Source organism: Roseobacter sp. HKCCA0882 (assembly GCF_037805225.1).
Classification (GTDB): Bacteria; Pseudomonadota; Alphaproteobacteria; order Rhodobacterales; family Rhodobacteraceae; genus M30B80.
This window is the reverse complement of sequence record NZ_JBBLYI010000001.1, coordinates 39,810-63,629: the sequence shown is the minus strand read 5'-3', so window position 1 is coordinate 63,629 and position 23,820 is coordinate 39,810. Positions and strand designations below refer to the sequence as shown.

The window sequence follows — 23,820 nt, the reverse complement described above, 5'->3', positions numbered from 1 at the left end:
TCAGCCCCCTGCCTTGCCCCCGCTTGTTATGTCTTGGGGGCAAGGCGGCCTTAGGGCCAAGCGTAGATGTGGCTTTGAGTATCTTAAATGCGCCGCCTGATCCTAATTTCGATCCTCTGCCTTTTCGCCTATATAGGTGGGCGCGTTGAAGAACGGCGCAATGCGCAAGCAGCCTGTCTTGCCCTTTCGGGCGAATGGGTCAGCGCAGATCGGTTATGCCTAAGAGAGGGCCCCGTGGAATGAGCGATCAAAACCTGATTTGTGTCGGTGCGATTGCAGGCTCCTTTGGCGTGCGCGGTGAGGTGCGCCTCAAAAGTTTTTGCGCCAATCCCGAAGATATCGGCACTTACACCCCGCTGTTTTCTGAAAAAGGCGACCGCAGCTTTGATCTTAAAATCACCCGTGCGGTCAAAGGTGGCTTTGCCGCGCGGGTTGTTGGGGTCATGACAAAGGAAGCGGCAGATGGCCTTCGCGGCACCCGTTTGTTTGCCCCGCGCACGGCCCTGCCCGCCCTTCCTGATGACGAGTTTTATCACAGCGACCTTCTCGGTCTTAACGTGGTCGACACAAGCGGCGCAGCGCGCGGCAAGGTGGCAGCCGTTTTGAACCATGGCGCAGGTGATATTCTCGAACTGCGCAGCGTGCCCAATCACAAAGGCAGCGTTCTTGTGCCTTTTACACAGGCGGTTGTCCCCACAGTTGACCTCAGCGCCAAGCGCATCGTGATTGATCCGCCAGAAGGCTTGTTTGACGATGACGTCTAAACCACCCCGCAGCTATGGCCGTCTGTCGATTTCGGCCAATGCCACCCCACGCGATTTGATGGGGCCTCTGCGCCTAAAGGATGCATGGTGCGCGAAGGTCATCACACTCTTCCCTGACATGTTTCCGGGTGTCTTGGGGGGCTCGCTGACAGGTAAGGCATTGCAAAGCGGTCTTTGGGCCTTAGACACTATCGACCTGCGCATCTTCGGCGAGGGTAAGCACCGCAATGTTGATGATACGCCCGCAGGGGGCGGCGCAGGGCTGGTCTTGCGTCCCGACATTTTGGGGCGCGCCATGGACATGGCCGCTGATAACACACCACGTGACCCTGCACGCTGGCCGCGTGTCTATTTGTCACCTCGGGGGCGGCCTTTTACACAGGCCGATGCCGCGCGCTTTGCGAGCTGTGACGGCGTGACCCTTTTATGCGGGCGGTTCGAAGGGGTGGATCAACGTGTGATTGACCATTACGAGATGGAAGAAATCTCGCTGGGTGATTTTGTTCTGACGGGCGGCGAGATTGCCGCCCAAGCGGTGCTTGACGCCACCATTCGCCTTATTCCGGGTGTCTTGGGAAATTTTGACTCGACCCAAGAAGAAAGTTTTTCCAATGGCCTGTTGGAGCATCCCCACTATACCCGCCCCGCTGAATGGCGCGGGATGGCGATCCCCGAGGTTTTGACATCTGGCAATCACGCCCGCGTTGCCGAATGGCGCCACGCCCAAGCCGAGGCTTTAACGCAATCGCGCCGCCCTGATCTTTGGGCGGAATATCTCTCTAAACAGGGCAAGACAGGGCGCGATAAGGCTTGATCCTTTGGGATTTGCAGCCTATACGCCATCCGTCCGCAGTCGGAATCGGCTGATCGGGCCTCTTTGGTTTTTCTTGGGGGCTTCGTCCCCGCGCTTTTGCGGAACTTCGGCGCAAGGCAGATTAGCCAAAGATCACATTAGGAAAGTCAGCGTGACCTCTGGCGGACACCCCCATATGGGAACAGGTGGATCCGGTCGAAGACCAGAGCTCTCAGATGCGACCACACCTTCGCGGAGTAACCGCGAGCATTTAGAGGAGAAGATCCAATGGATCTGATCGCACAAATCGAGGCGGAACAGATTGCCGCCCTTGGGAAGACCATTCCCGATTTCAAAGCTGGCGACACCATTCGCGTTGGCTTTAAAGTGACCGAAGGGTCGCGTTCTCGCGTGCAGATGTATGAAGGCGTTTGCATCAGCCGTAAAAACGGCAAAGGGATCGCAGGTTCGTTCACTGTTCGCAAAATTTCATTTGGTGAAGGCGTAGAGCGCGTATTCCCCCTCTACTCGACCAATATCGATTCAATCGAAGTGGTGCGCCGCGGCCGTGTTCGCCGCGCGAAGCTGTACTACTTGCGTGATCGCCGTGGTAAGTCGGCCCGTATCGCCGAGAAAACAAACTATCGCGAACTCAGCGATAACGCCGAAGCGTAAGAAGGGCTTAGACGATGAAAAAAGACATCCATCCCGATTACCACGTCATCGATGTCAAAATGACCGATGGCACCGTTGTTCAGATGAAATCCACTTGGGGTTCCGAGGGCGATACGCTTGCGCTGGATATTGACCCTTCTGTGCACCCTGCATGGACAGGTGGCGGCGCGCGCTTGATGGATACAGGCGGCCGCGTTTCCAAGTTCAAAAAGAAATACGAAGGTCTGGGTTTCTAATCCAAACGCACCTAACTGTTTCAAAACACCGTCCCTTTGGGGCGGTGTTTTTCATTTTAGCCATAAGTTAAATGTCTTTCTTGATTAATAGCGCAGCATTCCTTCCGTATATTGAGGATCAACGGAATGCGCCCACAATATCGGGTGCGCAGTGGGGTAAGTGAGGTTCGTTTTGGCGCATATTATCGTATTCGGGAATGAAAAGGGCGGTTCGGGCAAGTCGACCACAACCATGCATGTGGCCACAGCACTGGTGCGCGAGGGGTTTAAGGTTGGTGGTCTAGATCTGGATTTGCGGCAGCGCAGTTTCCACCGCTACATCGAAAACCGCCAAGCCACGATGCAAAAACGTGCAATCTCTCTGCCCTGACTGCATTGATGCTTAGCTCTTCAGTAAGGCGCAAAAGATGAAAAATCTATGGGCTGCGACAGCCTGTCGCTCCGACAAAGAAAAAGCCCCGCTCTGCTGAGCGGGGCAATTCCATCTCATAACGGGGCCAAAGGCCCGCGTGATGATTATTCGTCTTTGTTCAATGCAGCGCCAAGGATATCGCCCAAGCTTGCACCAGAATCGGATGAGCCATACTGCTCGACCGCATCTTTTTCTTCGGCGATTTCGCGTGCCTTGATCGACAGGCCCAGTTTGCGGGTCTTCGCATCGATATTGGTTACGCGCACATCGATCTTGTCACCAACCGAGAAACGGTCAGGGCGCTGATCACCACGGTCGCGGCTGAGGTCAGAGCGGCGAATGAAGGATTTCATGCCTTCATATTCCACTTCCAGACCGCCTTCTTCGACCGAAGTCACAACAACAGTGATGACCGAGCCACGCTTCACGCCGCCAACGGCATCTGCGAATGGGTCGCCATCAACAGCTTTGATCGACAGGGAGATACGCTCTTTCTCAACGTCAACTTCGGTAACAACCGCTTTGACCATATCGCCTTTGCGGTAATCGCCGATCACATCCTCACCACGGCCTTCCCATGTCAGGTCAGACAGGTGAACCATGCCGTCAATGTCGTTGTCGAGGCCGATGAACAAACCGAATTCGGTGATGTTCTTGATCTCGCCTTCAACCGCTGTGCCAACAGGATGGGTTTCTGCAAACACTTCCCATGGGTTGCGCATGGTCTGCTTGAGGCCAAGCGATACGCGGCGTTTGGAGCTGTCGATCTCCAGAACCATAACTTCGACTTCTTGGCTGGTCGAAACGATCTTGCCGGGATGCACGTTTTTCTTTGTCCAAGACATCTCAGAAACGTGCACCAGACCTTCAACGCCAGGCTCCAGCTCAACAAATGCACCGTAATCGGTGATGTTGGTCACGCGGCCCATGTGAACGGATTCAAGCGGGAATTTCGCTTCAACGGAATCCCATGGATCGTCCAACAGCTGCTTCATGCCGAGGCTGATGCGATGGGTGTCTTTGTTGACCTTAATCACCTGAACCTTCACGGTCTCACCAATTGTGAGAACCTCTTTTGGATCATTCACACGGCGCCATGCCATGTCGGTGACGTGCAACAGGCCGTCAACACCGCCCAAGTCAACAAATGCGCCGTATTCGGTGATGTTCTTGACCACACCATCCACGATGTCGCCTTCGCCCAGTTTGCCGATAACTTCGGCGCGCTGCTCGGCGCGGCTTTCCTCAAGGATTGCACGGCGGGACACAACGATATTGCCACGGCGGCGATCCATTTTCAGGATTTGGAATGGCTGCTTGAGGCCCATCAAAGGCCCTGCATCCCGCACGGGGCGCACGTCAACCTGAGAACCGGGCAAGAACGCAACAGCACCGCCAAGATCAACGGTGAAGCCACCTTTGACGCGGCCAAAGATTGCGCCATCGACACGCTCTTCTGCGGCATATGCTTTTTCCAAGCGATCCCATGCGGCTTCGCGGCGGGCCATTTCGCGGCTTAGAACCGCTTCGCCACGCGCGTTTTCCACATTGCGCAAGTAAACCTCTACCTCATCGCCAACTGCGATTTCGGGGGCCTCGCCGGGATTTGCGAATTCTTTAAGGTCGATGCGGCCTTCCATTTTGTAGCCCACATCAATGATGGCTTGGCCCGCTTCGATTGCGATGACCTTACCAGTGACAACCGCACCTTCTGCGGGGGTGTCAATCTCGAAGCTTTCATTCAGAAGGGCTTCGAATTCTTCCATAGTTGCTTTAGCGCACATAGATATTCAGTTCCTTTTCATAGAGCTATTCGGGCCATGCGGTTGTCTCCGCAGGTCTTTGGTTTCGTTTTCAATCGCCCCCTCGAAAATGATGAAGGGCCGGAGGATATCCCGACCCTGCTCAATCCGAGACGTTGACCGTCTGCTTGATTGCGTGGCTCATACAGTCATTGCGCCAGTATGACAAGGGTTTTGGCCATTTTTCACACTAGCCCTTGAGGCGGGCTGTCACATGTTCTGCCGCAAGGCGAACAGCCGCCTCAATATCCAAATCGCTGGTATCGATCACCACCGCATCCTCGGCGGCACGCAATGGGGCATCTTCGCGGGACATATCGCGGCTGTCGCGCTCAATGATCTCGTTCAAGATCAGCGCTTCATCCCCCCCAAGCTCTAAATAGCGGCGATGCGCGCGCACTTCGGGGCGGGCTGTGACGAATAATTTTAAATCCGCATCGGGGCAGATCACCGTGCCAATGTCACGCCCATCCAAAACAGCGCCGCCGTTTCGACGGCCAAACTCGCGTTGAAATGTCACTAAGGCATTGCGCACTTCGGGGATCACAGCAACTTTTGAGGCGGCTTGCCCCGCCGCATGGCTGCGCAGATCAGTGCGGGCCAGATCGGCGGCTGTCAGATTTTGCGCGGCTATCTCAGGCGCGGCCCCATCGGCCACTTTTGCCCCAACGGCCCGATAAAGCAGGCCTGTATCGAGATGGGCAAAGCCAAATTGATCGGCCAAACGGCGGCTTATTGTGCCCTTACCTGCGGCCGCAGGCCCGTCAATGGCGACCGTGAAAATCAAACGTCCACCTCTCCAAGCGTGGCGCCAAGCCCCCGCATCAGGTCAATGAAGATGGGGAATGAAGTCGTAATTGGCCCGCCATCATCAATTTGCACGGGGTCTTTCGTGGACAGCCCCAAGCACAAGAAAGACATGGCGATCCGATGATCCAAATGCGTTGCACATATCGCGCCCCCTTGCACACCGCCCGCACCGCGACCCTGCACAATCCACCAATCAGGGCCATCTTCCACCTCAACCCCATTTGCGCGCAGACCTGTGGCCATGGCATCAATGCGGTCGCTTTCCTTGACGCGCAGTTCTTTGACCCCGCGCATCACAGTCGCGCCCGTGGCATTCGCCGCCACGACCGACAGAATTGGGTATTCATCAATCATACTTGCGGCGCGCTCAGGCGGAACTTCGATCCCCTTGAGATCAGGTGAGAAACGCGCACGGATATCTGCCATAGGCTCTCCACCTTCATCGCGGATGTTTTCATAGGTCAAATCCGCCCCCATCTCGATCAGCGTTTCAAACAAACCTGCGCGGGTGGGGTTAAGGCCGATATTTGGCACCAATACATCTGAACCTTCCGTGATCAGCGCCGCACAAATTGGGAAGGCCGCGGAGGAGGGATCACGCGGCACAGTGATATCTTGAGGGCGCAATTCTGGTTGGCCCTCTAAGGTGATCACGCGCCCCTCATCGGTCTGCTCGCTCGAAATCGTTGCGCCAAAACCCGCAAGCATCCGTTCGGTATGGTCCCGCGTGGCCTCTTCTTCGATGACCACAGTTTGTCCGCGCACATTCAAGCCCGCCAACAGAACCGCAGATTTGACCTGCGCTGAGGGCACAGGCAACTTATAGCGCACAGGCACGGGGGTTTCCGCACCGATAATCGTCATCGGCAAGCGCCCGCCTGAGCGCCCAAAGGCTTGTGCACCAAAAAGAGCGAGCGGGTCTGTGACCCGTGCCATGGGGCGCTTATTGAGGCTTGCATCGCCTGTAAAGGTGGCTGCAATGGGGGTTGTGGCCATAGCGCCCATAATCAGACGCACGCCTGTGCCAGAGTTGCCGCAATCAATCACGTGATCAGGCTCGGCAAAGCCGCCAACACCAACGCCATCCACATGCCATTCGCCATCTCCGACACGCGTGACACGCGCACCGAAGGAGGCCATCGCCTTGGCCGTATCCAAAACATCTTGCCCCTCAAGCAACCCTTTGATGCGCGTCTGCCCGATGGCCATCGCCCCAAAAATAAGGCTGCGATGCGAGATGGATTTATCACCTGGCACATGCGCCTCGCCCGACAAAACCGCGGATTTCCGCGCCTGCATTTTGATAGGTTTTCCGTGGGCAGACATGCTTCATTCCCTCGCAAATTAACTTGGCCCATCTGATAGCGGTGACAGCCCGCCGCGTCCACAGGCTTTGGGGGTATTAGCCCAATCGGCGGAAGGTCAGATAATGGGGAACCCGCCCCTCCCGCAGGGCTTTTTGTTCGTAACGGGTGGAAATCCAATCGCCCCAAGGTTTGCGCCAATCCTCTGGCCCTTCGGCCAACCATTCAAACCCTGCCCTTGGAACTTCCTCCAATGTCTGGCGGACATAGTCGGGAATATCGGTGGCAACCCGAAAAATCGCACCGGGCTTCAAAACCCGCGCTAAAGGTTCCAAATGCTCAGGCGTCACGAAACGGCGGCGATGGTGGCGTTTCTTCGGCCACGGATCAGGATAAAGCAAAAACGCCCGCGCGATTGATGCATCAGGCAGCACATCAAACATATCGCGCACGTCACCTGGAAAGACCCGCAGATTGGCGACACCGCTGGCGCGGATTTTGCCAAGCAGCATGGCCACGCCGTTGATATAGGGCTCGCAACCAATCAACCCGACATTGGGGTTGAGCGCGGCTTGATGCACCATATGCTCGCCGCCGCCAAACCCGACCTCAAGCCAAACATCGCGCCCGCCAAAAAGCGCCTCAAGATCAAGGGCTGTCCGATCGGGGTTCTCGTTCCAATCAACCGCGCCAGGACTAAGCTTGGCCAAGTCCTGTTCCAAATAGGCTTCTTGGCTGTCGCGCAGGTTATGCCCTTTACGGCGACCATAGAAATTGCGGTGAGGTCTGGCTTCGGTCATCTTTGAAAGAAGGCCCCAACCAAATCGGTCAGGGCCATACTCCATCTGCAAGGTTCAAATTAAAGCGCGGATTTGATCGCATCGACCAGATCAGTGCGCTCCCAAGAGAAGCCACCATCTGCCTCGGGGGCGCGGCCAAAATGGCCATAGGCCGCGGTGCGCTGGAAGATTGGCTTATTCAAACCCAAATGCAGGCGAATGCCGCGTGGGGTCAGATTCATCGCCTGCGCCACGGCGCGCTCAATCGCAGCCTCATCGACATTACCCGTGCCATGTGTGTCGGCATAGATCGACAAAGGCTTGGCCACGCCAATCGCATAGGACAGCTGAATAGTGCAGCGATCTGCAAGACCCGCAGCCACCACGTTTTTCGCCAAATAGCGCGCCGCATAGGCGGCTGAGCGATCCACCTTGGTCGGATCTTTGCCCGAGAACGCACCGCCGCCATGTGGGGCCGCGCCACCATAGGTATCTACGATGATCTTGCGCCCTGTGAGGCCCGCATCGCCATCGGGGCCACCAATGACAAATTTACCCGTTGGGTTAACGTGCCATTCTGTGGCGGCAGTCAGCCACCCCTCAGGCAGCACTTCGCGGATATATGGCTCGACCAAGTCCTGCACATCAGCGGAGGTCATGCTTTCGTCCAAATGCTGTGTCGACAAAACTAAGGAAGTGATTTCAACTGGCTTACCATCCTCATAGCGCACAGAAAGCTGCGATTTCGCATCTGGCCCAAGCTGCGGGGCCGCGCCCGACTTGCGTGCCTCAGCCAAACGGCGCAGGATCGCATGGGAATATTGGATCGGGGCGGGCATCAGATCAGGGGTTTCATTGGTGGCAAAACCAAACATGATCCCTTGGTCGCCTGCACCCTCGTCTTTATCCTCTGCCGCGTTCACGCCTTGTGCGATATGGGCGGATTGCTCGTGCAAGAGGTTGGTGATCTCACAGGTTTTCCAATGGAATTTGTCCTGCTCATACCCAATGTCGCGGATACACGCGCGGGCGATATCTTCGATACGGCCCATGTAGTCGCGCAGCTTATCTTGGTCGGACAAACCAACCTCGCCGCCGATCACAACGCGATTGGTCGTGGCGAAAGTCTCGCAGGCAACACGCGCTTCAGGTTCTTCGGACAAAAACGCGTCCAAGACCGCATCAGAAATACGATCACATACTTTATCAGGATGACCTTCCGAAACGGATTCGGAGGTGAAAACATAGTGCTTACGGGACATGATAAGTGCTCCATTGGGGTTAAAGCCGCCACGTCAGGAAGCCGTTGTGGGGCCAAGATTGCGCCGCTTTATCTTCAAGTGCGGGTGGGATCAACCATATCAACACGCCGCTTGCGCAAAAATGCGCCCAAGAGCCCCAAAAGCATCACACCATAAGCTGCATCCCCAAACCGCGCATAAAGGGTCGGGGGTAATGATGGGGGCAAGGTGGCATCAATCACACCCATCTCTCCCATTCCCAAAGCAGACACGATTTCGCCACGCGCATCTATCACGGCGCTGACCCCTGTATTGGCGGCGCGCAAAACGGGCAAACCTTGCTCAGATGCGCGCAGCTGAAGCAGGGCCAAATGCTGATAGGGGCCTGAAAACTGACCAAACCACGCATCATTGGTGGCATGGAACATCCAATTAGGGCGCGGCACATCCGTGATATAATGCGGGAAAATCGCCTCGTAACAGACCATCGGGAACACCGTTCCAAGATCTGCGCCGAGATCAAAGACCTGTGGCCCTGACCCGCGCGAGAAACTAAGACCCATGCGATTTGCGAGCCCGTGTAACCCCATCTCGCGCGCAAGGGATTGCAATGGCATATATTCCCCGAAAGGAACCAAATGGTGCTTATCATAGGTTGCGGTCACTGCGCCCGTTTGATCCACCAGTGCAAGGGAGTTGTAAGCAACCTCCCCCTCAAGGCGTTGTGCGCCCAAAAACAACAGGCCACCGCCTGCAGCAGAGGCGAGATCTTGGCGGATGGTTTCGGTATTCTCCAAGAGCGAAGTTAAAACCGTTTCGGGATAAAGCACCAAATCAGGCCGTGCGCCCCCTGCCTCACGGACGGGCAGAGCGGTGAGATCAAGAATCCGATCTTGAAAAAACGGCTTCATCTCGGGCCGCCATTTAAGGTCTTGTGCAGCATTGGGTTGAATGATGCGGATGAGCGGCGCATCTGGGGCCGCCTGTGGCGCGGGAAACACTGGCATGAACACCCAAAGCGCCACAATGCCACCCAACAGCCCCCCAGCGAAACGCCACGCCCCATTAATTGCAAAATGGGCCAAAAGACCCGCAACACCGAGCAGCAAAAAGCCCATCCCATGCGCACCGATGACCCCCGCCAAAATCCGCAAATTGCTGCCAATCATGGCGTGCCCAAACATCGCCCAAGGAAACCCCGTCAGGATATAGGCGCGCAGATATTCCCCAAATGACAGCGCCAGAACAATCGCCATGAAGCGGGCCGCACGGCCTTGGGGACGGGCCAAGGCGCAGATCGCCCAGACGGGCAGTGCGAAAAACAGGGCCAACCCACCTGATAAGCCCAAAATCGCAAAAGGGGCCATCCACCCCTCTTGCGCCGCATAGACCATGAATGGCTCGACAATCCAATGTAGCGCAAGGATGAAGTAGCCCAATCCCCCCCAAAACGCAGAAACCGCCGCGGCCTTGGGGGTTGGTGATTGGGCCAAGAGATAGATCAAAGCGCCCAAACCCAATGGGGTCGCGATGAGTATGTTAAATGGCGCAATGCCCAGAGCCGCGCCTAAACCTGCGCAAAATGCCAACAGACGCGGATCGCGCAGCCGTGTCATGATCACGCAGCGTCACCTTTGGGCAATCGCACACGCAACCGTTTGATCCGCCGCGCATCGGCATCGACAACCTCAAACTCGGCACCAGAAGGGTGCGGAACGATTTCCCCGCGCGCGGGAATACGCCCCGTCAGTTTGAACACCAAACCACCAAGGGTGTCGATTTCCTCATCTTCGTCAGTGTCCAGCAGTTTGATCCCAATCTCGGCTTCAAACTCGTCTAATGGGGCGCGGGCAAGGGCGAGATAAGCGCCTGATTTCTCATGGCTCCATGGGCTGTCTTCTTCGACATCATGCTCATCTTCAATCTCACCGATGACCTGTTCGATCAAATCTTCGATGGTCACCAAACCATCGACGCCGCCATATTCGTCAATCACCAAAGCCATATGGGTGCGCTCGGTCTGCATTTTTTGCAGAAGCACCCCAATCGGCATGGAGGGCGGCGCATAGAGCAAGGGCCGCAGCATAGAGCGTAAATCGAAATTACCCTCCGACTTGTGAAAGCCATGGCCTAAAGCAACGTCTTTCAAATGGACGAGGCCGATAGGGCTATCGAGCGTGCCATCATAAACAGGCAGGCGCGTGTTGCCGCTTTCGCGAAACACCGCGATGAGATCTTCAAGGCTGATATCAGCAGGCACCGCCGTGATCTCGACACGCGGGATCGACACATCCTCGACCCGCAAACGGCGCAGATTGGACATGCCAAATTGCGCAAAGGATTTACCCTCGCTTGCGGGGTGGCTTAGGCTTTCGCCTTCGGCATGATCTGCATGATCGGGGTCTGATGGGTTAGACCCAAAAAGACGGGAGAAGAAACTTTGCCTTTGCGGCAGAGGCTCGTCATCAAGGGGCGCGCTTTGCGCCGCGATAGACGAGGGTTCGGGATTTGAGCTCATAGCCCCTTTCCAAGGTTACACTGACAAAACTTGTGCCATCCGCCCTAATATGGGTCAGCAACCCCCAGTCTGGCAAGGATGCGTATCTCTAAACTTTCCATCACCGCGGCATCGGGGTCATTTATATGATCAAATCCCAACAAATGAAGGATCGAATGAACCATCAAATGGGTCAAATGATCATCAAAATCTTTGCCCTGCTCCTCCGCCTCGCGGGCGCAGGTCTCATAGGCGACTGCAATATCGCCCAATTCATGTGGTGGGCCATCCGCAGCGGGGGTCGGCAATTTGGGCATTTGACCAAGGGGCAGGTCAATCTCTTCTGCGGGCCAAGACAACACATTGGTCGGTGTCGGCTTACTGCGAAAATCGCTGTTTAGGGTTGCGATGCGGCTATCGTCACAGGCCAAAACCGAAACTGCAAACCGCGCAGGATCAAGCCCAAGCTTGGCACAGATGCCGTCTGCCGCGCGCGCAGTGACATCTTCAATGTCACAAGCCTGCCACGCAGGGCTTTCGATCAGAATGTCAATTTCCATGCGCCTTGCGCCTAACCTTTAACCTCATCGGCGTCATAGGCCTCGATAATCTTGGCGACCATCGGATGACGCACCACATCTTTTGCAGTGAAATAGTTAAAGCTGATCCCTGAGACAGCACCCAAAATGCGTTCGGCCTCAGCAAGGCCAGAATTCACGCCGCGCGGCAAATCAACCTGACTGCGATCACCCGTGATAACCATACGGCTGCCGCGTCCCAGACGGGTCAAGAACATCTTCATTTGCATTGTGGTTGCGTTTTGGGCTTCGTCCAAAACCACATAGGCATTGGCCAATGTCCGCCCCCGCATGAACGCCAAAGGTGCAATTTCAATGGTTTTTTCTTCCATCAATTTCTGCAGTTGTCGACCAGGCAAAAAATCATGCAGCGCATCATAAAGGGGCTGCATATAGGGATCGACCTTGTCCTTCATATCCCCAGGCAAGAATCCCAGACGCTCGCCCGCTTCTACGGCGGGGCGCGACAAGATGATCCGATCCACATGGCCATTGATCAAGCGGTTCACCGCGACAGCAACCGCCAAATAGGTTTTCCCCGTTCCCGCAGGGCCAATCCCAAAGGCCAGTTCATTTTTCAGCAAGTTTTGAACATAGGCTTTTTGCGCATCAGTGCGAGGCTCGACCGTTTTCTTGCGGGTGCCGATTTCCAACGAGGATGCACCAAACATTTCAATCTGGTCCCCCGCGCGAACGCCTGTCCCCTCAACAGAGCCACGCATACGGATTGCGCCCTCGACATCTTCGGCCTCTACAGATTTTCCTGCCTCTAATCGCGCATAGAGACTGCCCAAAACTTCTGCAGCGCGCTCCCGCGCCTCGCCATGCACGGCCAATTGGTTGCCACGGCGAATGATCTGCACCGACAGCGTTGTTTCAATTTGCGTGAGATTTCGGTCGAATTCTCCACAAAGGTCGATCAGAAGGCGATTGTCAGGAAAGCTCAGCTGCAAATCCGCAGGGGGGCCAGATTTAGGGGTGGCGGGTGCGCTCAACGTGGACAATGCCAACATACTCTCCTTCGCTCAGAGAAGATTCCTGACTTGAGAGTGCCAAGCCCTCGCAGCCAAATCAATAGCTAGTGTGAGATGCACGAAAATTTCACATATCTAGACGGCAGATGACCGATTTTTGCGCCTAGAACAAACCAGCGGAGCGCATATCAGGCACAACCCCACCCGTGGCGTAGTCACCAACAACTGAATTTGGCGGGGCAACAGCCGTGCAAACAGGCAAGCCAGACACGGGATCACGGCGGCGCGACCAATACCCTTCCGCGCCATCGTCAATCATCCAAATGTGGCAACCATCAGGGTCGACATAGATGGCGGCCTGTAATTGGCTAAGGTCTTTTGCGTCAAAACCGCGATCACGATTACTCGCAATTGGGCGGTCTCGCCCTGAACAGCCCGACAAAAATGTAGCCGCCCCAATTAGGGCAATGGCCAAATATCGCTGACGCATCATGGCCCCCTTCATCTGTAACATACGATTTCAACGCGGCGGTTGCGCTGCATATTGGAGGCGCTGTCATTGGGCGCAATTGGTCGGCGTTCGCCATAGCCAATTTCACGCGCCACGCGCGCCCCAACACTGCGCGCCACATTGGCCACCGATTCGGCACGCGCCTGCGAGAGGCGGATATTGTATTCATCGGAGGCGCGCGCATCAGTATGCCCATAAATCGCATAGGCAAACGCACCCGCCGAGCGGAAAAACTGTTCCAACTGCGCGCGACCATTTGCGGTCAAATGCGCACTGTCTGTCGCAAAAAGAACATCGCTATTCGTCACTGCGCAGGTGTTGACGCGCATGCAGACAGGCATCCCCGTTTGCGGATTCACACGCCCCTCCATATAACCCTCAAGACCGCCATCGGCGACCCAATGCATACAGCCGTCAGGATCAATCCAGATCCCTGGCTGCACGCGACCAGAAATAGCCCCACTCTGTGCCGCCGCGAATTGCGGCATAAAGGCAAGCAGCCCAAGTGCCAAAAACCGCACGGCATGTGCCATTCCACGTTGGATAAAGCTGTTCAAAAGCATGCCCAATCTCAAAATTCTTTCCCTTCGACCATCCCTCTAAAATGCGGAAAAATGGTTAACAGCGCGATTATTCGGGAGAATATCCGAGCAATTTCGCTTCGGAAAGAAAAATATATCAATATTTAGATATAAATAAATAAACAATCTCAACAAATTGTGAGAAATTGTTCCTGTTGGGGCATCCTAAGCGCCGAAGGCCGCCCCAGACATCCGCAGACTATGCCAACGCGCCTGTCAAGGAATTGGTGGCAGACTTAATGATTCGAACCATTGCCACTTGACCAATTAGTTCAGCGGGGGCGATAGCATGAACCGAATGCAAATAGCCCGATTTCCCAATCAATTGCCCCTCTTGGCGCCCATGCTTTTCAAACAGAACTGGCATTTCGTGCCCCACCATTCCATCTTGAGCCGCCCTTTGTTGTTCGGTCAAAAGCGCCTGCAATTCTTGCAAACGGGCATCTGCAATCTCAGGCGCAACAGCTGCACGCTCGGCAGCAGGCGTGCCGGGACGCGCGGAATATTTGAAGGAATAGGCCTGACCGTAATTCACTTTGCGCACCAAATCCATCGTTTGCGCAAAATCTTCATCTGTCTCCCCTGGGAAGCCCACGATGAAATCCCCTGACAGCAATAGATCAGGGCGCGCGTCACGGATGCGTGCGATCAGGGCGAGATAGTCCTGCGCGGTATGTTTGCGGTTCATGGCTTTGAGAATGCGATCAGACCCCGATTGCACAGGCAAATGAAGATAGGGCATCAGCTTGTCGCAATCGCCAAAAGCCGCGATCAGGTCATCTTCCATGTCATTGGGGTGCGATGTGGTAAAGCGAATACGCGCCAAATCTTCGATTTTCGCCAATTCACGGATCAGGCGCGCAAGTCCCCATTCGCGCCCATCCTCATCTTGCCCATGATAGGCATTCACATTTTGCCCCAAAAGCGTGATTTCGCGCACGCCGCGTTCGACCAAATCGCGCGCCTCCCCCAAAATGCGTGAAACGGGGCGACTGACCTCAGCGCCTCGGGTATAGGGCACAACGCAAAACGCACAGAATTTGTCGCAGCCTTCCTGCACCGTCAAAAAAGCACAAGGCCCGCGCTTGGCACGGCGATCTTTTGGCAGATGCAGAAACTTATCTTCTTCGGGGAAATCCGTATCAAGGGCCTTTTCCCCTGCCTCAACCGCGCGCATCATGGCAGGAAGGCGGTGATAGGTCTGCGGGCCAACGACCAAGTCCACAATCGGTTGACGGCGCATAATCTCTTCGCCTTCGGCCTGCGCGACACAGCCCGCAACACCAATTTTCAGATTGGGGTTCTCATCACGCAAAGGTTTCAGGCGGCCCAATTCCGAGTAGATCTTTTCCGATGCTTTCTCGCGAATGTGGCACGTGTTCAGCAGGATCATATCCGCCTCTTCCGCACTGCCCACCTGCTCATAGCCCTGACCAGACAGCGCCTCTGCCATACGCTCGCTGTCATAGACATTCATCTGGCAGCCATAGGTTTTCACGAATAGCTTTTTGGGTTCAGTCATTGCACAGGGCCTTTTTCGCAGATCGCAGCACAGGGTCATTTAGCCCAAGAGAGGGCGCACATCAACGCATGTGACCCATTACAATAGACCACAAAGCACCGCAAATTGGGGTTGGGTTACAAAAATTTCAGAATTGGTCGGAATAAACCGAATATGCAGATCAAAGACTATGCATCTTTGGCCGAATTTCGCCGCCTGCCGCGGGGCGGGTTTGGCAAGGGGCCTTTTGCAATTTTGATTGCAGAGGATCGGGTTGAATTGGCCTCGACACTGTCTCATTTGATGCAATTGGGGTTTCGCCATGTGTTCATCGCAGCCCCCGCTGGTTTGGACATCTCGCCCGAGACAGAGGGGCACGCCCCAAACACTGTTTCGATTATTCGCGCGCAAACCCGCCGCGCAGATGCTGCCGCCAGTCTTGTGAATGCGCTGATCCCTCTCGTGCCAAATGAATGGGTGCATTACTGCTATAACGCTGAATATTTCTTTTACCCGTTCTGCGAGGATCGCACTGTGGGCGAAATGGCAGCCTTCATCGCGGAAGAACGCCGCGACTGCGCGCTGACCTATGTGATTGATCTCTACGCACAAGACCTGAACATTGCACCAAATGCCGTGAACCTAGATCATGCCATGCTCGACAGTGCAGGGTATTTTGCCGATGCGCGCCGTGATGAAACGGGCCACGCCAAGGATCGCCACCATGATTTTTTTGGCGGTTTACGCTGGCGCTTTGAGGAACATGTTCCCAAAGAACGGCGGCGCATTGATCGGATCGGGTTCTTTCGGGCGAAGGAAGGGCTGCAAATGTTCGAAGATCATCGCCTCAGTGACGAGGAAATGAACACTTTTGCGTGCCAATGGCACCATTCCATTACCGCAACCATCTGTTCGTTTCGCGTGGCCAAAGCACTGCGCAGCAATGCAGGATCTCGCTATGATATCGGGGATTTTCGCTGGCACCGCTCAAAGCGGTTCCAATGGTCTAGTCAGCAATTGATGGATTTGGGCCTGATGGAAACAGGGCAGTGGTTCTAGTCTCACAGACGCCCCTGCTACGGAACACCGCCTGCGCGCACGAGGGAGGGCGCGCGCGCAGGGGTGTCTGAAGGTCTGTCTCAGACCTCTACATCCGTCACTTCAAGTGCTGGTGTTTGTTTGGATGCCTTGCCAGATGTGATGGCAATCTGACGCGGTTTTTTTGCCTCTGGCACCTCACGTAAGAGATCGACATGCAACATGCCGTTCTCATGGCTTGCTTGGGTCACGCGCACATGATCGGCCAATTGGAACCGCTTCTCAAAAGCGCGGGTTGCAATGCCACGATGCAAATAGGTGCGGACGGTGTCGTCTTTTTCTTTGCGGGCCGCAATGACCAGTTCCGTCTCGCGTTGCTCAACACGCAATTCAGCCTCTGAAAAACCCGCAAAAGCGATAGAGATACGATAGGTATTCTCATCGGTTTTTTCGATATTATAGGGGGGGTAGCTGTTCGCGCCCGTGTCCTGCATCAGCAGGCTGTCTAACAAATCAGCCATACGATCAAAGCCGACAGTGGCGCGGTATAGGGGGGTTAGGTCGTAGTTTCGCATAGGACATCCTCCATCAGAAGCGATACCAAGGTTTTCGTGGCGCTCTACATCATGAGACACGCCAACAAAGGTTTAGGTCGGCCCGCTTGGCGGCACCGACCTCTCTGATATTGGAAGCAGCTGTTTGGGTTTCAAGACCCTTGAAACAGGGATTTAGCGCAAGATTGGCACAGGGATTTCCTGCGGTGCGCGCGACATCGCAGGCGGTTTCGGCCCACCCGTGGCCCAATCAAGCAACTCGACCGTATGCACCAAAGGATGCCCTGTGCCTGACCCAATTTGCATCATGCAGCCGATATTGCCCGCAGCAATCACATCGGGCTGCAAGGCCTCAAGCGTGCGGATTTTGCGCGCCTTGAGCTTGCCCGAGATTTCAGGTTGCATAAGGTTATATGTGCCTGCCGATCCGCAGCATAGGTGACTGTCGGCAGGTTCCAGCACCGTGAACCCTGCGGCTCTCAGTAAATCCTTCGGCGCGGTTTTCACCTTTTGGCCATGTTGCAGCGAACAGGCTGCATGATAGGCCACGTTCAAATCTTCGGGGGCTTTGGCGTCAGACAAGTCCAATTTTTGCAAAAGCTCCGAAATATCCATCGCAAGACCTGAGATGGTTGCAGCATCTTCGGCCAAAGGATCATTGCGGAACATATGTCCGTAATCCTTGACTGTGGTTCCGCAGCCTGAAGTGTTGATCACAATCGCGTCCAATCCTGCGCCGCGCGCCTCGCGCATCCATGCTTTGATATTGGCTGCCGCAAAGGCATGCGATTCCGTCTCGCGGCCCATGTGATGGGTCAAGGCCCCACAGCAGCCCGCACCTTCGGCCACAACCACCTCGCAGCCCAAACGGCGCAACAGGCGAATTGTGGCATCGTTGATATCCGTATTCAGCGCCCGTTGTGCGCATCCCGTCATCAAAGCAACCCGCATTTTGCGCGCGCCATGCGGCGCAAAACTTTGCGCATCATCATTGCGACTAACGGGCGGGATTTGCGCAGGCACCATGTTCAACATCGCCTTAAGCCGGGCATCAGGCATCAAAAAGGCAAAAGGCCGCCCAATCTTCGCCCCCAAAAGTGCAAGGCGAAACCGTGTCGGATAGGGCAGAATTTTCGCCAAGGCAAAGCGCAGAACACGATCCATAAAGGGGCGCTTATAGGTGCGCTCAATATGGGCGCGGGCATGGTCGACCAAATGCATGTAATGCACCCCCGAAGGGCAGGTGGTCATACAAGCCAAACAGGACAAGCAGCGGTCAATATGTTTGACGGTTTTTGCGTCTGCTGGACGCCCAGATTCAAGCATATCCTTGATCAGATAAATCCGCCCGCGCGGACTGTCCAATTCATCGCCCAACACTTGATAGGTCGGACAAGTGGCCGTGCAAAATCCGCAATGGACACAGGCGCGCAAAATCTCGTTCGAGCGCGCGGTGGCAGGATCGGCAAGCTGTTCTGGGGTGAATGTCGTCTGCATGGCGAAACACGCCCTTCCTTATGCGGCGGGCATGGCCGTGGCCATCAGCCCTGTGTTCAAAATTCCTTTTGGGTCGAATTTGCGGCGCAACCCATCTGAGAGCGCCGCCAAAGGCGCAGGCTCAGGGTGGAAGGTCGGGATGCGGGCATGCGTGGCCTCAGATGCACGGATCAGCGTAGCATGGCCACCAAATGCACCAAGGGTCTTGCGCAGATCATGCCCTTCCCTCACCAAGGCCCAAATCAGACCGCCGCCCCAATCATAGATCACTTCGCCCTTGATTTTCGCGGCAATCGCAGGCCCGTCACTGGGTTTGCACGAGATGCGCCAGACATCGCCCGTTTGCCCCGCAAACGCGGTCACATCGCGTTGATCTTTCCACATCTGCCGCACCAGATCGGGATCAGATATCACCTCCACGGCCCCGAACTCGGCAAGAACGCCGCGTAGGGCATCTGTGCGATAGGCCACGCTTTTGGCAAAACCTTCAAGACGCAGCATGGTGCGCGACCTGCCACCACGATTGGCGGCATGCGCGGCCCCTGTCACCTCATAGGGTGAGGCTAAGGCGCGCGACAGCGCGGCCACGGCGGACTGATCCGACAACCCCTCAAGGATCAGGCAGGCGCAGGTTTCGACTTCGGGAAGAAGCTTGAAGGAGACTTCGGAAAGAACCCCAAGCGTGCCGTAACTGCCTGCCATCAGTTTCACGAGGTCATAGCCCGTGACGTTTTTCATCACGCGACCGCCATTCTTGATGACGGTTCCCGACCCATCAACAAAACGCACGCCGATCAAGCTGTCACGCGCGGCGCCCGCTTGAATGCGGCGCGGCCCCGAAACATTGCCAGCAACCACCCCACCGATTGTGGGCGTTCCGTCTGTGCCCAATAGCGCGCGATGATCCATTGGCTCGAAGGGCAGGCGTTGGTTCTCGGCATGAAGCACTGCCTCAATTTCGGCCAATGGCGTGCCAGCTTGCGCAACCAAGGTCAGCGCGCCAGGCTCGTAAAGCGTGATCCCCTTCAAGGCCGCCGTTGACAAAACTTCGCCCGCAACCGCGCGGCCAATCGGGCGTGTGCCACCCCCACGGATCGCCATGGGATGTTTTGCTGCGGCGAGACAATCGGCCAATTCAGCCTCGGATTTCGGTTGCAACATAGCGCAACGCCCCTTTCATAAGGTAGGCCCCCAAGATGAGATCAGGGGATGAAATTTCGCTTAGGCAGCGTGATCGCGGCGGGTTTCAGTGACCGAAAGCGGAAACACCTTTGCTGGGTTCAAGAGCCATTTGGGGTCGAACACATCCTTCACCCAAAGCTGCGCTTCGAGGTCTGTTGGGGTATATTGCGTCAGCATCAGATCACGCTTTTCAATGCCCACCCCATGTTCGCCCGTCAGGCAACCGCCCACCTCAACACAGAGCTTGAGGATATCCGCGCCAAAAGCCTCGCACAGTTCCAGATCGCCTGGTTTGTTGGCATCAAACAGGATCAACGGGTGCATATTGCCATCCCCTGCATGAAAGACATTGGCAACGCCAAGTCCGTATTCCTTGCTCATCTCGCCGATGCGGCGCAGAACGTACGGCAAGCTTGAGACGGGGATCGTGCCATCAAGGCACATATAATCATTGATCTGGCCCATCGCACCGAAGGCTGATTTTCGGCCCAACCAAATGCGTGCGGCCTGATCGGCATCTGCTGCCTCGCGCAATTCCACGGGATTGTGGCGCTTGGCAATGTCGAGGATCACATCAAGTTGTTCGCGGATTTCCGCTTCAGATCCTTCAACCTCGACAATCAACAAAGCCTCGCACATCGGGTAGCCCGCCTTGGCAAAGGCCTCAGTCGCCTCGATACAGGGTCGATCCATGAATTCGATTGCCACAGGCAGAACGCCCGCCTTGATAATATCAGAGACGCATTCCCCTGCGACCTCATTGCTGTCAAATCCCATCAATACGGGGCGCGCACCTTCGGGTTTGCGGAGGATACGCAAAGTGGCCTCCGTGACCACGCCAAGCTGTCCTTCGCTGCCGCAAATCACGCCCAATAGATCAAGGCCGCCCGCATCCAAATGCGCGCCACCAATCTCAACGACTGTGCCATCCATCATCACCATCGTGGCGCCCAATAAGTTGTTGGTCGTCACCCCATATTTTAGGCAATGCGCACCGCCAGAATTCATCCCGATATTCCCCGCAATCGCACAGGCCAATTGGCTTGATGGGTCGGGGGCATAGAAAAAATCATTCGCCTCAACAGCGCCCGTCACGCTGAGATTAGTGCGCCCTGTCTGTACACGGATGAATCGATTGTCGTAATCGGTTTCCAGAACCTGTGTCAGGCGCGCCACCCCCAAAATGACGCTATCGGCCGTAGGCAAGGCCCCGCCCGCAAGCGAGGTGCCAGAACCACGTGGAACAACAGGCACCCCCTCCTCGTGGCAAATGCGCAGCACCTCAGAGACTTCAGCCGTGGACCGGGGCAACACCGCCACCAAAGGCGGGCAGCGATAGGCCGTCAAAGCGTCACATTCATAGGCCCGCGTTTCATGTGGATCATCAATAACCGCATCATCGGGCAGCACATCGCGCAACCGCGAAATGATCCGCGTGCGCTTGGCCAAAATGGCGGGGTTTGGTTTTGGCATTTCCATAATCAGCACTCCCTGCGGTATTGGTAAGATTTCTAGACCAATTTGGAGGATTGTGCAAGCAAAAGCCATGCGCGACCGAATTGCCCATAGACGAAACTTAACAAAACAGGCAGCAAGGCAGCATGGATTGGGTCAAAGTCATACATATTCTTTGCGTCATGGGCTGGATGACAGGTATTTTTGCCGTCCCCCGCGCCATTATCTTTTGGAAACGGGAATATGCGCGGCTTGGTGAATTTGGCCCAACAGGCGATCTGACGATTCGCATTTACCGCTTTTCGCTAGGGCTTGGTGTGATTGCGATTGCCACTGGGCTATGGCTTGGGTGGTTTTGGAATTTCGCGCCTTGGGTCTGGGTGAAACTGAGCCTCGTCAGCCTGCTTGGCGCGCATTACGCCTGGACGGGTCGCTTGATCCTGCGCGCCCTAAAAGGCGAGTTCCGCGAAAGCGATTTTTACCTACGGGTCTTTAATGAGGTCAGCGTGTTTGGCGCCATCGCCGTTTTGATCGTGGTGGTCTTTAAGCCCCTCTAAAGCGCCCTTCGCGCAGCCATGCCGCGGCAAGCGCAGCCAAACCTGCGATGAGATACACCCAAACAGGAACAAGCGGTCGGGCGCGCACATCCTGTGTAACAAAGGCATCACGGGCATAAAGCCCCATCCAACCGCGCCCTACTGCACCGCGCCCTTCGGGCACAAGACGCAGATCAGGCAGAGCATCGCGCAGGAAAAACACCACCCCGCCCGTTGCCTCAAGGTGAGGACGAAGAAGATCGCCTGTCGCTATAACCTCGCTAAATTCGCGCGGGTTGGCAGGGCCAATGCCCACAACGATATCTGACAGATCTGCCGCATTTGGATCACTTACGCGGTAAAGCCCATCTTCTGGGGCAAGATAGCTGCCTTCAAACATACCTTCGGCCGTCTCATGCAATGGCACGGTGATGTCTTCCCCATCTGGCGCTGTCACAATGACTGAGGCAACGCCCTCCCCCATAGTTTGACGGGTAATGCGCATCTCGCGACCATCGGCTTCGGCGCTTAGCGCCTCCTCCTCAAGATCTGGCTCTTTCATCATCCAATGGGCCAGACGGCGCAAAAGCTCTAATTGTGGGCCGCCGCCCTCGTATCCCCGATCCCACAGCCATGCATGATCCGAGGCCAAGAGCGCGACACGCCCCTCACCCACGCGATCCAAGATCAAAAGCGGCGCATCACCTACCCCCTCAAGCACGACATCGCCCGCGTTTGGGGCAACCTCAACTTGCCGGAACCACCGCCCCCATGGCTGATCTGATCCTGCAATTGGTAAATGCGCCGCCTCAAGGCCCCGCGTCACAGGGTGGCGCGCACCAAGGCGGGAAAGATGCGGCAAATATGGTTCTTCAAACACGCGCGCGGTCGGCTCGGCGGGCAGAATATCGGCCAAAGGTGAACGATAAAGCGACCCTGCCCCCGCAAAATCAGGGCCTGCCGCCACCAAAACCGCGCCGCCATCACGGACATAGCGCGCCACGTTTTCAAGATAGATCAGGGGCAATATCCCGCGCCGTTGATACCGATCAAAGATGATCAAATCGAAATCATCAATTTGATCCATGAACAGCTCACGTGTGGGAAAGGCTATCAAGGACAATTCTGACACAGGAACATTGTCGCGCTTTTCAGGGGGGCGCAGAATGGTAAAATGCACCAAATCCACCGCAGGGTCAGATTTCAACAAATTGCGCCATGTCCGTTGGCCCATATGTGGCTCGCCTGAGACAAGCAGCACCGACAAACGATCCCGCACCCCATTGACCTGCGCATAAGCGACATTGTTGCGCGGGGTTAATTCCCCCGCCTGCACAGGCACCTCAAAGCGCACAACGTTCCGCCCTGCATGGGCGAGGTTCAATGTTAATTCAAGCGGCTGCCCAACTGGCACAATCGCGCGTTGAGGTTCGTTCCCGTCAATCCAATAAATCACCTCGGTCTGGCGCGCATCCACCCCATCAGGGAGGGGGCCGAAATCACTGACACGCAATGCGATTTTTACATCTTCGCCCAAAATGCCATAGGCGGGGGCAGTTTCAATTTGAAGGGCGCGATCCCAATCATCCGCCTGCCCCGTGATCAGCGCGTGAACGGGGCCAATCCCTGTGAGCATTGCGTCCAGATCATGCACTTGCCCATCTGTCAGCAAAAATGAGCCTGCAATGCGCTCTTGGGGCAATTCCGCAGCAAGCCCGCTTAAGGCAGACAAAAGCTGCGTCCCTTGATTGCCATCAGCATCGGCCACATAGCGCAGTTCAACCTCGACCCCTTTTGTCTCTAATTCTGCGACAAGGGCTGCAAGCGTGGCTTCGGTTTGGGCGGGACGATCGGCCAAACCTTGCGATGCCGATTGATCCACCACCACTAGGCCGATATCGGCCAGAGGGGCGCGGGTTTCCTCCTGCCAGATTGGGCGCATCAGCGCCACAAGTGCAACCATCGCCGCAACGGCACGATAGGGCCACCCGCGCAGGCCGCGCAGTGCAGCATAGCCCGTGATCATCAACAACACAGCCGCCACAACAGCCACGACCATGGGAGGGAGATAAGGATCAAATAGGATCATCATACCCATCC

General features: G+C 55.8%; 24 protein-coding genes, 1 pseudogene and 1 riboswitch. Of the genes and pseudogenes, 8 read left to right on the top strand and 17 right to left on the bottom strand.

Translation table 11 applies throughout. The features are described 5' to 3' along the window. The first annotated feature begins 87 nt into the window (after positions 1 to 87). The 6 genes and pseudogenes from AAC622_RS00400 to AAC622_RS00375 all read left to right on the top strand — a co-directional run. On the top strand, positions 88 to 243 hold the full coding sequence (locus tag AAC622_RS00400; protein WP_340259811.1) for a hypothetical protein: 156 nt from the start codon (positions 88 to 90) through the stop codon (positions 241 to 243). Then, complete coding sequence (gene rimM, locus AAC622_RS00395; RefSeq protein ID WP_340259810.1) at positions 240 to 764, top strand: ribosome maturation factor RimM; 525 nt, start codon at positions 240 to 242, stop codon at positions 762 to 764. The genes AAC622_RS00400 and rimM overlap by 4 nt, the downstream gene beginning before the upstream one ends. Next, complete coding sequence (gene trmD / locus AAC622_RS00390; RefSeq protein ID WP_340259809.1) at positions 754 to 1,578, top strand: tRNA (guanosine(37)-N1)-methyltransferase TrmD; 825 nt, start codon at positions 754 to 756, stop codon at positions 1,576 to 1,578. Before rimM ends, trmD begins: the two co-directional genes overlap by 11 nt. A gap of 267 nt (positions 1,579 to 1,845) precedes the next feature. After that, entirely contained in the window at positions 1,846 to 2,232 is a 387-nt protein-coding gene (gene rplS / locus AAC622_RS00385; protein WP_317655735.1) for a 50S ribosomal protein L19, read from the top strand. A gap of 14 nt (positions 2,233 to 2,246) precedes the next feature. Then, a complete protein-coding gene (rpmE, locus tag AAC622_RS00380; protein WP_317655736.1) occupies positions 2,247 to 2,468 on the top strand; it encodes a 50S ribosomal protein L31 in 222 nt (73 codons plus the stop codon). Positions 2,469 to 2,640: 172 nt separating this feature from the next. After that, positions 2,641 to 2,835: pseudogene (locus AAC622_RS00375) on the top strand (division plane positioning ATPase MipZ); the annotation flags it as partial. Between the two features lie 149 nt (positions 2,836 to 2,984). On the opposite strand, the gene rpsA reads toward AAC622_RS00375, so the two are convergent. The 12 genes from rpsA to miaB form a co-directional block, all read right to left on the bottom strand. Continuing rightward, entirely contained in the window at positions 2,985 to 4,664 is a 1,680-nt protein-coding gene (gene rpsA, locus AAC622_RS00370; RefSeq protein ID WP_340259808.1) for a 30S ribosomal protein S1, read from the bottom strand. A 208-nt stretch (positions 4,665 to 4,872) separates the two neighbouring features. Continuing rightward, positions 4,873 to 5,469 (bottom strand): (d)CMP kinase, encoded by a 597-nt coding sequence (locus AAC622_RS00365; protein WP_340259807.1) that lies wholly within the window; start codon positions 5,467 to 5,469, stop codon positions 4,873 to 4,875. Then, positions 5,466 to 6,818: a 3-phosphoshikimate 1-carboxyvinyltransferase gene (gene aroA / locus AAC622_RS00360; protein WP_340259806.1), complete on the bottom strand. Its 1,353-nt coding sequence runs from the start codon at positions 6,816 to 6,818 to the stop codon at positions 5,466 to 5,468. Before aroA ends, AAC622_RS00365 begins: the two co-directional genes overlap by 4 nt. A 76-nt stretch (positions 6,819 to 6,894) precedes the next feature. Further along, entirely contained in the window at positions 6,895 to 7,596 is a 702-nt protein-coding gene (gene trmB, locus AAC622_RS00355; protein ID WP_340259805.1) for a tRNA (guanine(46)-N(7))-methyltransferase TrmB, read from the bottom strand. 59 nt (positions 7,597 to 7,655) lie between these two features. Continuing rightward, entirely contained in the window at positions 7,656 to 8,837 is a 1,182-nt protein-coding gene (metK, locus tag AAC622_RS00350; protein ID WP_340259804.1) for a methionine adenosyltransferase, read from the bottom strand. A 6-nt stretch (positions 8,838 to 8,843) separates the two neighbouring features. Next, positions 8,844 to 8,893: riboswitch (SAM-SAH riboswitch) on the bottom strand. Between the two features lie 18 nt (positions 8,894 to 8,911). Further along, positions 8,912 to 10,432, bottom strand: a complete 1,521-nt coding sequence (gene lnt, locus AAC622_RS00345; RefSeq protein WP_340259803.1) for an apolipoprotein N-acyltransferase — start codon at positions 10,430 to 10,432, stop codon at positions 8,912 to 8,914. A gap of 2 nt (positions 10,433 to 10,434) precedes the next feature. After that, positions 10,435 to 11,334: a hemolysin family protein gene (locus tag AAC622_RS00340; RefSeq protein WP_340259802.1), complete on the bottom strand. Its 900-nt coding sequence runs from the start codon at positions 11,332 to 11,334 to the stop codon at positions 10,435 to 10,437. Between the two features lie 44 nt (positions 11,335 to 11,378). After that, positions 11,379 to 11,873, bottom strand: coding sequence for an rRNA maturation RNase YbeY (ybeY, locus tag AAC622_RS00335; protein ID WP_340259801.1), 495 nt, complete (start codon positions 11,871 to 11,873; stop codon positions 11,379 to 11,381). Positions 11,874 to 11,884: 11 nt separating this feature from the next. After that, complete coding sequence (locus AAC622_RS00330; protein ID WP_317655747.1) at positions 11,885 to 12,904, bottom strand: PhoH family protein; 1,020 nt, start codon at positions 12,902 to 12,904, stop codon at positions 11,885 to 11,887. A 124-nt stretch (positions 12,905 to 13,028) separates the two neighbouring features. Beyond that, a complete protein-coding gene (locus AAC622_RS00325) occupies positions 13,029 to 13,355 on the bottom strand; it encodes a hypothetical protein (RefSeq protein ID WP_340259800.1) in 327 nt (108 codons plus the stop codon). 11 nt (positions 13,356 to 13,366) lie between these two features. After that, the gene (locus AAC622_RS00320; RefSeq protein WP_340259799.1) at positions 13,367 to 13,951 is read right to left on the bottom strand and encodes an OmpA family protein; all 585 of its coding nucleotides are present in this window, start codon (positions 13,949 to 13,951) and stop codon (positions 13,367 to 13,369) included. A gap of 205 nt (positions 13,952 to 14,156) precedes the next feature. Continuing rightward, positions 14,157 to 15,479, bottom strand: a complete 1,323-nt coding sequence (gene miaB / locus AAC622_RS00315; protein ID WP_340259798.1) for a tRNA (N6-isopentenyl adenosine(37)-C2)-methylthiotransferase MiaB — start codon at positions 15,477 to 15,479, stop codon at positions 14,157 to 14,159. 153 nt (positions 15,480 to 15,632) lie between these two features. Here miaB and AAC622_RS00310 point away from each other — a divergent pair, with 153 nt between their 5' ends. Beyond that, positions 15,633 to 16,517: a hypothetical protein gene (locus AAC622_RS00310; protein ID WP_340259797.1), complete on the top strand. Its 885-nt coding sequence runs from the start codon at positions 15,633 to 15,635 to the stop codon at positions 16,515 to 16,517. A gap of 80 nt (positions 16,518 to 16,597) precedes the next feature. On the opposite strand, the gene AAC622_RS00305 is transcribed toward AAC622_RS00310, so the two are convergent. The 4 genes from AAC622_RS00305 to AAC622_RS00290 form a co-directional block, all read right to left on the bottom strand. Continuing rightward, positions 16,598 to 17,071, bottom strand: a complete 474-nt coding sequence (locus tag AAC622_RS00305) for an Hsp20 family protein (protein WP_340259796.1) — start codon at positions 17,069 to 17,071, stop codon at positions 16,598 to 16,600. Positions 17,072 to 17,224: 153 nt separating this feature from the next. Continuing rightward, positions 17,225 to 18,547 carry a glycolate oxidase subunit GlcF gene (glcF, locus tag AAC622_RS00300; RefSeq protein ID WP_340259795.1) on the bottom strand — a complete coding sequence of 441 codons (1,323 nt, stop codon included), beginning with the start codon at positions 18,545 to 18,547 and terminating at the stop codon, positions 17,225 to 17,227. An 18-nt stretch (positions 18,548 to 18,565) separates the two neighbouring features. Then, entirely contained in the window at positions 18,566 to 19,705 is a 1,140-nt protein-coding gene (locus AAC622_RS00295) for an FAD-binding protein (RefSeq protein WP_340261359.1), read from the bottom strand. 63 nt (positions 19,706 to 19,768) lie between these two features. Further along, complete coding sequence (locus AAC622_RS00290) at positions 19,769 to 21,208, bottom strand: FAD-linked oxidase C-terminal domain-containing protein (RefSeq protein ID WP_340259794.1); 1,440 nt, start codon at positions 21,206 to 21,208, stop codon at positions 19,769 to 19,771. Positions 21,209 to 21,330: 122 nt separating this feature from the next. On the opposite strand from AAC622_RS00290, the gene AAC622_RS00285 reads away from it, so the two are divergent. Beyond that, entirely contained in the window at positions 21,331 to 21,741 is a 411-nt protein-coding gene (locus AAC622_RS00285) for a CopD family protein (protein WP_340259793.1), read from the top strand. Here AAC622_RS00285 and AAC622_RS00280 read toward each other — a convergent pair. Next, a complete protein-coding gene (locus tag AAC622_RS00280) occupies positions 21,728 to 23,818 on the bottom strand; it encodes a hypothetical protein (RefSeq protein ID WP_340259792.1) in 2,091 nt (696 codons plus the stop codon). The two genes, AAC622_RS00285 and AAC622_RS00280, sit on opposite strands and share 14 nt — an antisense overlap. Positions 23,819 to 23,820: the final 2 nt, after the last annotated feature.

Bases quoted from the DNA above. Each gene is read 5' to 3' on its own strand.
- AAC622_RS00400 (WP_340259811.1), top strand. From the start codon at position 88: ATGCGCCGCCTGATCCTAATTTCGATCCTCTGCCTTTTCGCCTATATA.
- rimM (WP_340259810.1), top strand. From the start codon at position 240: ATGAGCGATCAAAACCTGATTTGTGTCGGTGCGATTGCAGGCTCCTTT.
- trmD (WP_340259809.1), top strand. From the start codon at position 754: ATGACGTCTAAACCACCCCGCAGCTATGGCCGTCTGTCGATTTCGGCC.
- rplS (WP_317655735.1), top strand. From the start codon at position 1,846: ATGGATCTGATCGCACAAATCGAGGCGGAACAGATTGCCGCCCTTGGG.
- rpmE (WP_317655736.1), top strand. From the start codon at position 2,247: ATGAAAAAAGACATCCATCCCGATTACCACGTCATCGATGTCAAAATG.
- rpsA (WP_340259808.1), bottom strand. From the start codon at position 4,664: ATGTGCGCTAAAGCAACTATGGAAGAATTCGAAGCCCTTCTGAATGAA.
- aroA (WP_340259806.1), bottom strand. From the start codon at position 6,818: ATGTCTGCCCACGGAAAACCTATCAAAATGCAGGCGCGGAAATCCGCG.
- trmB (WP_340259805.1), bottom strand. From the start codon at position 7,596: ATGACCGAAGCCAGACCTCACCGCAATTTCTATGGTCGCCGTAAAGGG.
- metK (WP_340259804.1), bottom strand. From the start codon at position 8,837: ATGTCCCGTAAGCACTATGTTTTCACCTCCGAATCCGTTTCGGAAGGT.
- lnt (WP_340259803.1), bottom strand. From the start codon at position 10,432: ATGACACGGCTGCGCGATCCGCGTCTGTTGGCATTTTGCGCAGGTTTA.
- AAC622_RS00340 (WP_340259802.1), bottom strand. From the start codon at position 11,334: ATGAGCTCAAATCCCGAACCCTCGTCTATCGCGGCGCAAAGCGCGCCC.
- ybeY (WP_340259801.1), bottom strand. From the start codon at position 11,873: ATGGAAATTGACATTCTGATCGAAAGCCCTGCGTGGCAGGCTTGTGAC.
- AAC622_RS00330 (WP_317655747.1), bottom strand. From the start codon at position 12,904: ATGTTGGCATTGTCCACGTTGAGCGCACCCGCCACCCCTAAATCTGGC.
- AAC622_RS00325 (WP_340259800.1), bottom strand. From the start codon at position 13,355: ATGCGTCAGCGATATTTGGCCATTGCCCTAATTGGGGCGGCTACATTT.
- miaB (WP_340259798.1), bottom strand. From the start codon at position 15,479: ATGACTGAACCCAAAAAGCTATTCGTGAAAACCTATGGCTGCCAGATG.
- AAC622_RS00310 (WP_340259797.1), top strand. From the start codon at position 15,633: ATGCAGATCAAAGACTATGCATCTTTGGCCGAATTTCGCCGCCTGCCG.
- AAC622_RS00305 (WP_340259796.1), bottom strand. From the start codon at position 17,071: ATGCGAAACTACGACCTAACCCCCCTATACCGCGCCACTGTCGGCTTT.
- glcF (WP_340259795.1), bottom strand. From the start codon at position 18,547: ATGCAGACGACATTCACCCCAGAACAGCTTGCCGATCCTGCCACCGCG.
- AAC622_RS00290 (WP_340259794.1), bottom strand. From the start codon at position 21,208: ATGGAAATGCCAAAACCAAACCCCGCCATTTTGGCCAAGCGCACGCGG.
- AAC622_RS00285 (WP_340259793.1), top strand. From the start codon at position 21,331: ATGGATTGGGTCAAAGTCATACATATTCTTTGCGTCATGGGCTGGATG.
- AAC622_RS00280 (WP_340259792.1), bottom strand. From the start codon at position 23,818: ATGGGTATGATGATCCTATTTGATCCTTATCTCCCTCCCATGGTCGTG.